Annotated in this window: 11 protein-coding genes; 2 read left to right on the top strand and 9 right to left on the bottom strand. The window is 69.5% G+C overall.

All coding sequences use genetic code 11. The features are described from left to right. Positions 1-67 precede the first annotated feature (67 nt). Positions 68-838: a TrmH family RNA methyltransferase gene (locus ACSHT8_RS18375; RefSeq protein WP_436502096.1), complete on the top strand. Its 771-nt coding sequence runs from the start codon at positions 68-70 to the stop codon at positions 836-838. On the opposite strand, the gene ACSHT8_RS18380 is transcribed toward ACSHT8_RS18375, so the two are convergent. From ACSHT8_RS18380 to ACSHT8_RS18415, 8 genes are all read right to left on the bottom strand, one after another. Beyond that, complete coding sequence (locus ACSHT8_RS18380; protein WP_436492070.1) at positions 827-1,201, bottom strand: HAD-IA family hydrolase; 375 nt, start codon at positions 1,199-1,201, stop codon at positions 827-829. The genes ACSHT8_RS18375 and ACSHT8_RS18380 overlap by 12 nt on opposite strands. Before the next feature lie 56 nt (positions 1,202-1,257). Beyond that, a complete protein-coding gene (secA, locus tag ACSHT8_RS18385) occupies positions 1,258-4,125 on the bottom strand; it encodes a preprotein translocase subunit SecA (RefSeq protein ID WP_436492071.1) in 2,868 nt (955 codons plus the stop codon). A gap of 238 nt (positions 4,126-4,363) precedes the next feature. Then, positions 4,364-5,002, bottom strand: a complete 639-nt coding sequence (gene hpf, locus ACSHT8_RS18390) for a ribosome hibernation-promoting factor, HPF/YfiA family (RefSeq protein WP_436492072.1) — start codon at positions 5,000-5,002, stop codon at positions 4,364-4,366. Between the two features lie 510 nt (positions 5,003-5,512). Then, entirely contained in the window at positions 5,513-6,133 is a 621-nt protein-coding gene (locus ACSHT8_RS18395) for a ComF family protein (protein ID WP_436492073.1), read from the bottom strand. A gap of 63 nt (positions 6,134-6,196) precedes the next feature. Continuing rightward, entirely contained in the window at positions 6,197-7,924 is a 1,728-nt protein-coding gene (locus tag ACSHT8_RS18400; RefSeq protein ID WP_436492074.1) for an LpqB family beta-propeller domain-containing protein, read from the bottom strand. Continuing rightward, entirely contained in the window at positions 7,921-9,570 is a 1,650-nt protein-coding gene (mtrB, locus tag ACSHT8_RS18405; RefSeq protein ID WP_436492075.1) for an MtrAB system histidine kinase MtrB, read from the bottom strand. Before mtrB ends, ACSHT8_RS18400 begins: the two co-directional genes overlap by 4 nt. Before the next feature lie 10 nt (positions 9,571-9,580). After that, the gene (gene mtrA / locus ACSHT8_RS18410; RefSeq protein ID WP_285501730.1) at positions 9,581-10,258 is read right to left on the bottom strand and encodes an MtrAB system response regulator MtrA; all 678 of its coding nucleotides are present in this window, start codon (positions 10,256-10,258) and stop codon (positions 9,581-9,583) included. A gap of 26 nt (positions 10,259-10,284) precedes the next feature. Next, complete coding sequence (locus ACSHT8_RS18415) at positions 10,285-10,926, bottom strand: dTMP kinase (protein WP_436492076.1); 642 nt, start codon at positions 10,924-10,926, stop codon at positions 10,285-10,287. Positions 10,927-11,036: 110 nt separating this feature from the next. On the opposite strand from ACSHT8_RS18415, the gene ACSHT8_RS18420 reads away from it, so the two are divergent. Next, positions 11,037-11,627 (top strand): hypothetical protein, encoded by a 591-nt coding sequence (locus ACSHT8_RS18420; protein WP_436492077.1) that lies wholly within the window; start codon positions 11,037-11,039, stop codon positions 11,625-11,627. 313 nt (positions 11,628-11,940) lie between these two features. On the opposite strand, the gene ahcY is transcribed toward ACSHT8_RS18420, so the two are convergent. Then, positions 11,941-13,431 carry an adenosylhomocysteinase gene (gene ahcY, locus ACSHT8_RS18425; RefSeq protein ID WP_436492078.1) on the bottom strand — a complete coding sequence of 497 codons (1,491 nt, stop codon included), beginning with the start codon at positions 13,429-13,431 and terminating at the stop codon, positions 11,941-11,943. Between the last annotated feature and the right edge of the window lie 24 nt (positions 13,432-13,455).

The following is a 13,455-nucleotide window of genomic DNA, read 5'->3' on the forward strand; positions in this document are numbered from 1 at the left end:
GGAGCCGAGGGCGGCCGGGAACAGCCAGATCGCCGAGGTCGGTGCCGTGCGCACCGAGCGGGGTGCGATGCTGCGTGCTGTGGATTCCGCCGCTTCGCCCAAGGACCGCTTCGTCACCGTGTACGGCCGCAAGCCTGTCCTGGAGGCCCTCGCTGACGACCGGCTCTCGGTCGACAAGGTCATCCTCGCCGACAACGCCCACGGCGCCGCCGCCCGCGAGATCCTCGACGCCGCGCGCCACCGCGGTGTCCAGGTGCAGCGCGCCACGGCGCAGCGGGTGAAGGTGTTGGCGGGCAACGGGAAGCAGGACCAGGGTGTCCTCGCCGACGTCGTCGCGCCCCGGATGCGGCTGCTCACCGACGCGCTCGCCCGCCGCGACGCGCCCCGCTCGGTGCTGCTGCTCGACGGGATCACCACGCCCGCCAACGTCGGCATGATCCTGCGCACGGCCACCGCGGCCGGGCTCGGCGGGATCGTCGTGCCCCGCCGGGGTGTGGCGACGATCGACCCGCTGGTGGTCAAGGCGTCGGCCGGGGTCGCGTTCACCGCGCCCGTCCTGCGCTGCGTCTCGGCCGCCGACGCGGCGGCTGACCTGCGAAAAGCCGGCTACACGCTGTTCGGCATGGACGCGGGCGCGCGCAAGACGGTGTTCGACGTGGAGTTGCCGGAGCGGGTGGCGTTCGTGCTGGGCAGCGAGACCTCCGGGGTCACCGACGGGGTCCGGCCGCACATCAACCGCTGGGTGTCGATCCCGATGGCGGGCGGGGTGGAGTCGCTGAACGTGGCGAGCGCGGCGGCGGTGCTGTGCTTCGAGCTGGTCCGCCGCTCACGCGCTTAGCTTGCGCCCCAACAGGATCTCCAGCTCATCCACTGTGGACTCGACGGTGACGTGGTGCACGCCGGTCATCCCGGCCGCCGCCGCGCCGCGCACGTAGCGGGCGATGTCGTCGACGAAGACGCACCGGTCGGGTGTGGTGCCGAGGCGTTCGGCGACGAGTTCGTAGACGGCCGTGTCCGGTTTGGCCACGCCGACCTCACCGGAGACGACCACGGCGTCGAACACGTCCGGCACCAGCGGGCGACGCTCGGCGTTGGACAGCAGCGCCGTGCGCAGCCCCGACGCACGCGCCGCGCGGACGACCTCGACGATCGCGGGATCGGTGAACACCCCCGCGTAGTCCACCACCAGCGCCTCGTACATGCCCCCATCAAACAACAGAGGCCCTGGCGATTCGCCAGGGCCTCTGTCACACATCCTTACCGCTTGTTCTTCTTGGCGTTGCGCTCGGCCTGACGGCGCTCGCGGCGGGTGCCGCCCTGCGCGCCGCCCGTGGTGGCCGGGCCGTCGCTGTGGGACTCGACGCCGCCGTCCTCCGTCGGGCCGCTGTAGCTCAGCCGCTGCTGGGCCGGGGCATCGAGGCCCTTGCCACGCAGGGCCAGCGGCACGTTCTCGGCCTTGGTGGCCGCCGCCGCGCGCTCCGCGGCCGCCTTCTGCTGGGCGGCGATGGCGCGGGCCTGCCGCTGCTCCAGCTCGGCCTGGCGGGCCGCGGCCTCCGGGTCGACCGGCTGGTTGACCACGGGCAGCGCCGACGGCTGGTTGAGCTGCACCTGCGGCGCGGGCTCGGCCTCGACCTGGACGTTGAACAGGAAGCCGACCGACTCCTCCTTCAACGCGTCCAGCATGACGTTGAACATCTCGAAGCCCTCGCGCTGGTACTCGATCAGCGGGTCGCGCTGGGCCATGGCGCGCAGGCCGATGCCCTCCTTGAGGTAGTCCATCTCGTAGAGGTGCTCACGCCACTTGCGGTCGAGGACCGACAGCATGACCCTGCGCTCCAGCTCGCGCATCGCGCCCTCGCCGACCCGGGTGTCGAGGTCACGCTCGCGGTCCTTGTAGGCCTGCAGGGCGTCGGCGGTGATCTCCTTGAGCAGGAAGTCGTGGTCCATGTCGCCGCCCTGGGCCTCGGCCTTGTCGGCCAGCTCGTCCCAGGTGACGGTGATCGGGTACAGCGTCTTGAGCGCCGCCCACAGCTTCTCGTGGTCCCAGTCCTCGGCGTAGCCGTCGGCGGTGGCGCCGTCGACGTAGGCCGTGATCGTGTCGGTGATCATGTGCTCGATCTGCTCGTGCAGATCCTCGCCCTTGAGGACGCGCAGGCGCTCGCCGTAGATCACCTTGCGCTGTTTGTTCATGACCTCGTCGTACTTGAGGACGTTCTTGCGGATCTCGAAGTTCTGGCCCTCGACCTGGGTCTGCGCGCTCTTGATCGCCCGGGTGACCATCTTCGCCTCGATCGGCTGGTCCTCGGGCACCTTGAGGGTGTCCATGACCCGCTCGACCATGCCCGCGTTGAACCGGCGCATCAACTCGTCGCCCAGCGACAGGTAGAACCGGGACTCGCCCGGGTCGCCCTGGCGGCCGGAGCGGCCGCGCAGCTGGTTGTCGATGCGGCGCGACTCGTGGCGCTCGGTGCCGAGCACGTACAGCCCGCCCGCGGCCTGCACCTCGATCTTCTCGGCCTTGACCTCCAGCTCCGCCTTCTCCAGCGCGGCGGGCAGGGCCGCGCGCCACTCGTCGGGGGTCTCGATCGGGTCGAGGCCGCGCGCGCGCAGCGCCTCCTCGGCGATGTGCTCGGGGTTGCCGCCCAGCACGATGTCGGTACCACGACCGGCCATGTTCGTCGCGACCGTGACCGCGCCCTTGTGGCCTGCCTGCGCGACGATCTGCGATTCCTTCTCGTGGTGCTTGGCGTTGAGGACGTTGTGCGGGATACCCATCTTGACCAGCAGCTTCGACAGGTACTCCGACCGCTCGACGCTGGTCGTGCCGACCAGGACCGGCTGGCCCTTCTCGTGCCGCTCGGCGATGTCCTCGGCGACGGCGAGGAACTTGGCTTCCTCGGTCTTGTAGATCAGGTCGGCCTGGTCCTTGCGGATCAGGTCGCGGTTGGTCGGGATGGGCACGACACCGAGCTTGTAGGTCGTGTGGAACTCGGCCGCCTCGGTCTCGGCGGTACCGGTCATGCCGCTGAGCTTCTCGTAGAGGCGGAAGTAGTTCTGCAGCGTGATCGTGGCCAGCGTCTGGTTCTCGGCCTTGATCTCGACGTTCTCCTTGGCCTCGATGGCCTGGTGCATGCCCTCGTTGTAGCGGCGACCGGCCAGGATGCGGCCGGTGAAGTCGTCGACGATGAGGACCTCGCCGTTGCGGACGATGTAGTCCTTGTCGCGCTTGTAGAGCTCCTTGGCCTTCAGCGCGTTGTTCAGGTAGCCGACCAGCGGGGTGTTCGCGGCCTCGTAGAGGTTCTCGATGCCGAGCTGGTCCTCGACCAGCGCCACGCCCTTCTCGGTGATGCCGACGGTCCGCTTGCGCTCGTCGACCTCGTAGTGCACGTCCTTCTTCAGCATCGGCGAGAGCCGGGCGAACTCCTGGTACCAGCGGGAGGACTGGTCGGCCGGGCCGGAGATGATCAGCGGCGTGCGGGCCTCGTCGATGAGGATCGAGTCGACCTCGTCGACGATGGCGAAGTTGTGGCCGCGCTGGACCATCTCGTCCAGGCTCCACGCCATGTTGTCGCGGAGGTAGTCGAAGCCGAACTCGTTGTTCGTGCCGTAGGTGATGTCGCAGTTGTAGGCCTCGCGGCGCTCGGCCGGGGTCATCTCCGACAGGATCGCGCCGACCGACAGGCCGAGGAAGCGGTGGACGCGGCCCATCCACTCCGCGTCACGCTTGACCAGGTAGTCGTTGACCGTGACCACGTGCACGCCGTCGCCGGAGATCGCGTTGAGGTAGGACGGGAGCACACACGTCAGGGTCTTGCCCTCACCGGTGCGCATCTCGGCGACCTGGCCGAGGTGCAGCGCGGCGCCACCCATGAGCTGCACGTCGAAGTGCCGCTGGCCCAGGACGCGCTTGGCGCCCTCGCGGACCACGGCGAATGCCTCGGGGAGCAGGTCGTCGAGGGACTCGCCATCGGCGTAGCGCTTGCGGAACTCCTCGGTCTTGCCCCGCAGCTCGTCGTCGGAGAGATCGACGACGTCGGGCTCCAGCGAGTTGATGTGCGCTGCGATGTTGCGCAGTCGCTTGAGCATCTTGCCCTCGCCCGCGCGCAGGATTCGGGACAGCACCATCCGGACTCGACCTCGCTAGCTGATTGTCGTGCGTCCGCCACGGACGCTCCTGTACGTCATCGTAGGCAACCCGCCCGGTGGCGTGCAGCGACGTCGCGTCGACTGCTCGCGCAGGGTACCGGGGTGGGCAGCACCACAGGACCAACGCACCACCGGCCCGCATGGTTCCGGACATGCCGGTGCCCCGGAGCCGACACGCTCCGGGGCACCGCATCCCTGTCCTTGTCGGCGGGCTGGATCAGACCAGCTTGATCACGCCATAGTCGAAGCCCCTGCGGCGGTACACGACGCTGGGCTGCCCGGAGTCCACGTCGGCGAAGAGGTAGAAGTCGTGCCCGACCAGTTCCATCTCGTAAAGGGCCTGGTCGACGGTCATGGGCTTTGCCGGGTGCTCCTTCTCCCGGACTACGCGACCGGGGAGGTTGTCCGCCTGGTCGTCGGTCCAGCGCTGCTGCTCGGGGAGTTCGGGCATCCCCTCGAACTCGGGTGCGTCGAGCACCGCGAGCTGTGCGGATCGCTTGCCGTTGACGGCAGCGGTCGCCTCCGCGACGGAGGCCGGGCTGCGTCGCCCGTGGTGGACACGCCTGCGGTCGTGCAGTCGGCGAAGCCGGTTCTCCAGTTTCGCCACGGCTTGGTCGAGCGCGGCGTAGAAGTCGGCTGCGCACGCCTCGGCGCGAACGGCGGGGCCGCGGCCCACACCGGTGATCTCGACCCGCTGGCAGTTCTTCAGTTGCCTGCGGTTGGGCTCATGGAACAGCTCCACATCGAAGCGGATGACCTTGCGGTCGTAGCGCTCCATTCGGGTCAGCTTGTCCTCGACGTGCACTCGGTAGTGCTCCGGCACCTCGACGTTACGGCCCTTAACCACGATGTCCATACACGAACCTCCCTCGCTGCTTGCGAGCTTTGGATCTCTCTCCACCGAGAAAACTTGGCGGCACCGGTACGGCTGGCCGATGGCCAGTACGGGGCGTGACCTGGGGAGACTCGGCTCCCGGGAATCAGCGCTCCACCGGCACCAGGGTCATGGGCGCTTCGCCTCCTCCCTGCCAACCGGGAACGTTGATAGTGCGGCACGCTAGTCCGGGTTTCGGTTCCGCAACAGCCCCCGGCGCGGGTGACATCGGATTTGGGACGGCGTGCACGCCCCGCGACGACGCCGCAGGTAGCCAAGGCCATGCCCCGCGACACGCCGCCGGTCGGGTGGCTGACCGTTCACTCCTCTGGCGGAATAGAGCCCACCGTGCGGCATAGAACGATGATGCGAACGGCGTACCGACGCCTGCTTCCGATGGAGGAACCGGGTCGCTCGGGTAACGCCTCATACTTGGCCAACGGCTGTCGGCGGCTGAGGGTTCCCGAAACCAGGTTCACCCGTGTGGGTGTATCAAACGGTGGCCGTGAAACTGAGCACCGCGGCCGGCCGAATGCCCTCCCGGGCCAGTGCGGCCAGGCAGGCGGCGGCGGTCGCGCCGGTGGTGATCACGTCGTCCAGGAGGATCACCGGGACGTTCGGGGGGCGGGCAGCGACAGTGATGGCGTGGTTGGCCGCTCTGGCCGCTCCGATCAGCCCGGCTGAGTCTCGGGTCCAGCGCGCCGCTCTGAGGGCCGGGACGACCTCGGCGCGGATCCCGTCGGCGGCCAAGAACTCGGCGGCGTGCTCGGCGGCTTTGGCGATGTGGTTGCCGAAGCGGTGGCGGTCGGCCCACCAGCGGGACGGGGCCGGGATCAGGGCCAGGCGCGGACCGAGGTCGAGCCTGCGGACGCCGTCAGCGAAATGGGCACCCAACGCGGGGGCGAGTTCGCGGCGGCCGTCCTTGTAGGCGATGACCAGGCGGCGCGCGGGCCCCGCGTAGGGGGCTATGGCGTGCACGGGTGGCGTCCTGGGCAGGGCGTATCGGTGGACGGCGCGGAGGCCCGCGGCGGTGTCGGCGCACGCGGTGCACCAGCGGGTGCCGAAGGCGCGGCAGCCCACGCAGAACCGGGGAAGCAGCAGGTCGAGGAGCATGGCCGGGACCGTCCCACCGGTCGCCGACAGCGTGCGGGATCGGCGGGACGGTTGTCCACAGGCTCAGCCCGGGTAGAACGGCACCGATCCGGGGCCCTGGCTGTGCGGGTGCGCCAGGAACAGCGAACTCACGTCCTGCGTCGACCACATGCCCGACCCGTCGGTGACCACCGGCGACCGGCTCGGCGCCGCGGTGACGGCGGTGACCGGGAGCGTGAGGGTCGTGGTGTTGTTGTAGGTGGTGTAGGCGAGGCCGTCGATCGGGACCTTGGCCACCGGGACCGCCTTCAGCCTGGTCGCCACGACCAGGGTGTCCTTGCCCAGCCAGTCGACGCCGACCGCGTCGGTGATGCGGCTGCCGTGCAGGACGCGCGGCAGGCTGATCGACACCGCGTTGTCGGCGCGGACCACCGACGCGACCCGGACCTCGCCGTTGACCACGGCCGCGACCCGGACACCGTCGCGCGACAGGCGGAGCTGGGTGATCGTCCCGCCGTCGGCGGTCAACTCGGTGGAGTTGACCGCGAGCGCCTGCCAGCCGCCCTGCTGGGTGCGCACGGCGCGGATCACGATGGTGCCGTCGAGGACCGTCCACACCTCCCGGCCGCCGTTGTCGCCGTAGAGCCAGGTGGGCCGGGTCAGGGTGGTCGCGGTGGACTCCGGGACCTCGGCCAGCTCGCCGGTCAGCTGGCCGATCCGCAGCCGCATGCCGGTCTCGGCGCGCTGGACGACGGCGAGCTGGGACCCGTCGATCGACTGCGCGCCGCTGGCGGCGTTGTAGGCGCCCGCGCCCGCCGGGCCCTCGATGGGCTTGCCGTCGCGCATCGAGTAGATGCGGCCGCCGTCGGCGACCAGGCCGAGCAGGTCGGGCTTCGGGGTGGTCGGCAGGTCGTAGGAGTCGACGTCGCTGGGCCGCCAGTCGCTCTGCTGGGGCACCAGCGGGCGGTCCTGGCTCAGGATGCGCACCGGGCTGTAGGTGACGTCGCGCAGGGACGCCACGATCTGGGCGGCCATCCGTCTGCGGTCGTCGAGGGACTTGTCCACCTGGGCCAGGTTGACCACCAGGGCGCCGCCCTCGTGCACGACGTTCGTCCGGGTCTTGATGCCCTCAAGCGGGTTGCGCACGGCGCGCTTGAGCGAGTCGGACGGCCCGGCGAGCAGCAGGTCGATCACGACGCCCTCGACGCCGTCGCGCGGCTCGGTGGCCACGTAGCGGGGGTCGGACACCATGACCCGCTGCTCCGGGTCGAAGTACTGCAGGTTCACCCGCTGGTAGGCGGCGTTGAACTTGGACTCGGTGATCAGCAGGTCCGGCGGCGGGGTGGCGATGCGCCACTGCTGGTCGGGCTGCTTGCGCACCACGATCCGGTGTTCGAGGCCGCGCGGGTCGGGGGCGAAGACGTTGTCTTCCTTGATCCGGCCGATCACGGTGCCGGTCAGCACGACGATCTTCTCGTCGAGCGCCGTCTGGTCGGGGACGGGCTTGCTGTCCTGGCCGATCAGCGGCGGGGTGTTGAAGCCGTTCTGGATGATCGTGGGGAACGTCGAACTGGGCCAGTTCTGGCGGGCCTCGTCGGTGAGGTAGGTCTTGGCCGCCTCGATGTTGCCCGCGGCGTCCATGAAGTTGACGACCAGGGTGAACGGGTCGACGTCCTTCTTGGGGCCGCCGACCTTGCGCTGCTCGGCGACCGGGTTGTCGAGCACGACCTTGGGCGGGGTCTTGGCCGGGATGTTCGCGCAGCCGGACAACGCGGCGGCCAGGACCATCAGCAAGGCGAACAACCTGGTCACGGGGACACCTCCTCCGGCACCGGCTGCTCGACCGGGGGCAGCGCGAGGGGACTGTCGCCATACTCCTCGCCCTGGCGTCGGGGCAGCGTGAGCCGGAAGCAGGCACCCTCCCCCGGCTCGCCCCACGCGTCGAGGCCGCCGCCGTGCAGGCGGGCGTCCTCCAGGCTGATGGCCAGGCCGAGCCCGGTGCCGCCGGTGTGCCGGTTGCGGGACGGGTCGGCCCGCCAGAAGCGGTTGAACACCAGCTCGGCCTCGCCGGTGCGCAGGCCGACGCCGTGGTCGCGGACGGTGAAGGCGATCGCGTCGTCGTCGGCGGCCAGCCGCAGCTCGACGGGCCTGCCCTCGCCGTGGTCGATGGCGTTGGCCAGCAGGTTGCGCAGGATGCGCTCGACGCGGCGCGACTCCACCTCGGCGATGACCTCCTCGTCGGGCAGGTCCAGCACGATCTCCGAGCCGGACCGCCGCGCGATGACCCGCACCGACTCGACCGCGCGCCGGGAGATCGCCCGCAGGTCGGCGTACTCGGCGACGAGTTCCTCGACACCCGCGTCGAGCCGGGAGATCTCCAACAGGTCGGCCAGCAGCGTCTCGAACCGGTCGAGCTCGTCGACGAGCAGCTCGGTGGAGCGGGCCAGGCCCGCGGGGAACTGCTTGCGGGAGGCGTGCAGGACGTCGGCGGCCATGCGGACCGTCGTCAGCGGGGTGCGCAGCTCGTGGGAGACGTCGGAGGTGAAGCGGCGCTGGAGCTGGCCGAACTCCTCCAGCTGGCGGATCTGCCGCTCGATGCTCTCGGCCATCTCGTTGTAGGACTGGGCGAGGCGGGCGACGTCATCCTCACCGGCCACGACCATGCGCTCGTCCAGCTCGCCCTCGGCGAACCGCTCGGCGGCGCGCGCGGCGCGGCGGACCGGGAGCACGACCTGGCGGGTGACGAGGTTGGTGATGCCCGCGAGCAGCAGCATCAGCACGATGCCGCCGACCAGCAGGGTGCTCTGCACGACCTCGACGGTGCGCTGCTCGGCGGTGAGCGGGTAGAGCATGTAGAGCTGCAGGTTGGGGGTGCCGCTGGTGACCGGGGCGCCGACCATCAGGAACGTGACCTGCTCGCCCTCGCGGTCGACGGTGTAGATCTGCGACACCATCCGGTTGGTGCCGGACAGGACGAACTCGCGCATCGACCGCGGCACGTCTTCGTAGCGGCCCGACGCCCGCACCTCGCTGGCCGGGGCGCCGAGGCCGTCGCTGGCCAGCACCGGCTCGAACGCGCCTGCCGAGGCCGTGCCGGACTGCGGGTCGGGCGACGACGAGGCCAGCTTGGTCAGCGCGCTGTCGAGCCGGTTGACCAGGTCGGGGCCCGCGGACAGGCCGAGCAGCTCACGCTGGGCGACGAGGACGGCGGCCCTGGTCTGCTCGACCGCGGCCTGCTCCTTGGCGCCGATGAGCCGGTCGGTGATCTGGCTCTGCAGCACCATGCCCAGGACGAACACGACGGCCGACCCCAGGGCGAGCGTGCTCACCACGACCCGGATCTGCAGGGACCGGCGCCACAGCTCGCCGAACGCGGCGGAGCGGCGCCTGCCTTTCGCGATGAGCCTGGTCGCGGCGGCGACGATGGTGCGCAGGTGCCGGGTGAGGAACGCGGTCACCGGTCGCCTGTCACGGAGGGCCCGCCTTGTACCCCACCCCGCGGACGGTCAGCACGACCTCCGGGTGCTCGGGGTCGCGCTCGACCTTGGACCGCAGCCGCTGCACGTGCACGTTGACCAGGCGCGTGTCGGCGGCGTGCCGGTAGCCCCAGACCTGCTCGAGCAGCACCTCACGGGTGAACACCTGCCGCGGCTTGCGGGCCAGCGCGACGAGCAGGTCGAACTCCAGCGGGGTGAGCTGGATGGCCTTGCCGTCGCGCGTGACCTCGTGGCCGGGCACGTCGATGGTCAGGTCGCCGATGCCCAGGGTCTCGGCGGGCTCGGACTCGGTCCGGCGCAGCCGCGCCCGGACCCGCGCCACCAGCTCCTTGGGCTTGAACGGCTTGACCACGTAGTCGTCGGCGCCGGACTCCAGGCCCAGGACGATGTCGACGGTGTCGCTCTTGGCGGTCAGCATGACGATCGGGACCCCCGACTCGCCGCGGATCGCCTTGCACACGTCGATACCGTTCATGCCGGGCAGCATGAGGTCGAGCAGCACCAGGTCGGGTTTCAGCTCACGCAGCGCGGGCAGCGCACGCGAACCATCGGCCACGACGGCGGTGTCGAACCCCTCGCCGCGCAGCACGATCGTAAGCATCTCGGCGAGAGCCGGGTCGTCGTCCACTACCAGCACACGTGCCTTCATGAACACATATTCGCACTGCGCGCGGCTCAGGGGGTGAGCAGGTGCTTCGAGAGTGTCGCGAGGTCGGTGTCGGCGGCGCCGTCGATGACGTGCCAGGGGCTGAGGAAGGCCCGCTTGGCGAGTCCGTCGTAGACCTCGGCGCATCTCGTTTGGAGGTCGGTGTCGGCCTCCCACTTGTCCTGCTCGCGGGCCTCGGTGCGCTCCCGGTGCGCGGACCGTTCCTTCGCGGTGTGGGCGTCGATCTTGAGGAGGAGCTGGGCGTGCGGGACGGGGAGGTGGAAGCGGTCGACCTCGATGGACTTGACCCACTCGACGAACTCGCCCTGCGCGTCCTCGTGCAGGCGGGCGGCGCCGTAGGCGGCGTTGGAGGAGATGTAGCGGTCGAGGAGGAGGACGTCGGCGGTGTCCAGTTTGAACTGGATGTCGGGGGCGGCGGCTTGGCGGTCGAGGGCGTAGAGGATGGCTGAGCCGTAGACGGAGTCGCCGAGGGGGCCGAGCTTGCCGTAGAGGCCGTCGCGGACCAGGTCGGCGTGGACGCTCTTGCCGTAGCGGGGGAAGGCCATGGTGTTGACACGGGCGCCTTGGTCGGCGAAGGCGGCGGTGAGCTTCTCGGCCAGCGTCCGCTTCCCGGCCCCGTCGAGCCCTTCAATGACAATGAGACGACCCATGCCCGAAACCCTACGGGCGGTGGAGAAAGCGCGGGCCTGGCGGGTGTCCGTCCGGACACGCACCAGACCCACTTCATCAGCTCTCAAAGCCTCAGCGAGAAGAACAATACGTGATCGACCGGTTACTCGATCGTGTCAGCCGCCGCATGGTCATCATGAGGGGCACCATGTCCATCCACGCCTTCATCGACGAGTCCCGCCGTGGGTCGCGGTACTTCGTCGCAGCCGCCCTCGTTCATCCGGGCCACTTGCGTGCGCTTCGCCGCGAGTTGGTCGCATTGCTGATCCGCGGACAACGAGAGATCCACTTCCACAACGAAAAGGAACCGCGCCAGCGACTGCTGGCCGACACGATCGCGCGGATGCCGGTCCAGTTGAGCGTCTACAGCCGCACCTGTGCGCGCAAGGACGAGCCCGCACGCCAAGACTGCATCGCCGAACTCACCCGGGATTTGATCAAGTCCAACGCACAGCGACTGGTGATCGACAGTCGGTCCCACCGCGATACCCAGGACTCGGCGACGATCCGCCGAGTGTTGATCAGTGAGGTCACCGGGCTCACCTACGAGCACATGTCGTCCACCGGGGATCCGCTGCTGTGGATCCCGGACATCGCTGCCTGGTGCTACGGCGCCGGAGGGGACTGGCGCAAGCGCATCGCGCCGATCCTCAGCCACGAGCGGGATCTGGACATCCCCTGAAAAGCGCGAAGCCCGAAGGGTCGTCGTCCGGCGACGCTTCGGGCTCACTTCATCGGCTCAACAGCCTCAGCAACATCGACTCTACACCAGAAGCCAGGGCGTCGGTGGGTGAGGCGTTCCCCGTACCCCATTCGGGGAATCCCTCACCCACCGACGCCGTCCACCCCCCGGGGCGGTCTCGGGTCCGGCACACCCCCAGCGCGCCAGAACTATGCAAGATCGGTTCGGCCCGCCGATCCGTTACACGTTCTGACGCAGAAAAGACGTCGACCCCGGTACGCGGGTTGCGTACCGGGGTCGACAGCCGAATCACTCAGTACCGGTAGTGCTCCGACTTGAACGGGCCCTCGACGTCGACGTCGATGTACTCCGCCTGCTCCTTGGTCAGCTTCGTCAAGCTGCCGCCCAGGGCCTCCAGGTGGATGCGGGCGACCTTCTCGTCGAGCTTCTTGGGGAGGCGGTAGACCTCGTTGTCGTATTCCTTGTGCTTGGTGAACAGCTCGACCTGGGCGATGACCTGGTTGGAGAAGCTGTTCGACATCACGAAGGACGGGTGGCCGGTGGCGTTGCCCAGGTTCATCAGGCGGCCCTCGGACAGCACGATGATTGAGCGGCCGGTCGGGAAGACCCACTCGTCGACCTGCGGCTTGATGTTGATGCGCCGCACACCCGGGTAGCGGGCCAGGCCCGCCATGTCGAGTTCGTTGTCGAAGTGGCCGACGTTGCCCAGGATGGCCTGGTGCTTCATCCGGGCCATGTCGCCCGCCAGCACCACGTCCTTGTTGCCCGTGGTGGTGATGACGATGTCGGCCTTCTCGATGACCTCGTCGAGGGTGCGGACCTCGTAGCCGTCCATGGCCGCCTGCAGGGCGCAGATCGGGTCGATCTCGGTGACGATGACGCGGGCGCCCTGGGCGCGCAGGGACTCCGCGGAGCCCTTGCCGACGTCGCCGTAGCCGCAGACGACCGCGACCTTGCCGCCGATCAGCACGTCGGTGCCGCGGTTGATGCCGTCGACCAGGGAGTGGCGGATGCCGTAGCGGTTGTCGAACTTCGACTTGGTGACCGAGTCGTTGACGTTGATCGCCGGGAACAGCAGTTCGCCCGCGGCCGCCATCTGGGTCAGCCGGAGGACACCGGTGGTGGTCTCCTCGGTGACGCCCTTGATGCCTTCGGCGATCTTGGTCCACTTGCCGGAGTCCGCCGCGAGCGAGTTGCGCAGAGTCTCCAGGATGATCGTCCACTCCTCGGAGTCGTCGTCCGAGCCGTCGGGCACGATGCCCGCCTTCTCGTACTGGACGCCCTTGTGGACGAGCAGGGTGGCGTCGCCGCCGTCGTCGAGGATCATGTTCGGGCCGCCGCCGTCGGGCCACGTCATCATCTTCTCGGTGGCCCACCAGTACTCGGGGAGGGTCTCGCCCTTCCACGCGTACACCGGCACGCCCTTGGGCTCGTCCTCGGTCCCGTGCGGGCCGACGACGACCGCGGCCGCGGCGTGGTCCTGGGTGGAGAAGATGTTGCACGAGCACCAGCGCACCTCGGCCCCGAGGTCGACCAGCGTCTCGATCAGCACCGCGGTCTGCACGGTCATGTGCAGCGACCCCGAGATGCGCGCGCCCCTGAGCGGGTAGACCTCGCTGTACTCACGGCGCAGTGCCATCAGGCCGGGCATCTCGTGCTCGGCGAGGCGGATCTCCTTGCGGCCGAACTCGGCGAGGGAGAGATCGGCGACGGCGAAATCGATGCCGTTGCGGGTCTGCGCGTAGCTCGCCCCGGTCGTGGTCCGCGTGTCTTCTGCGGTCATCGAGTGAATCCTCCAGACTCTGGT

This window comes from Actinokineospora sp. HUAS TT18 (assembly GCF_051364635.1).
GTDB lineage: Bacteria > Actinomycetota > Actinomycetes > Mycobacteriales > Pseudonocardiaceae > Actinokineospora.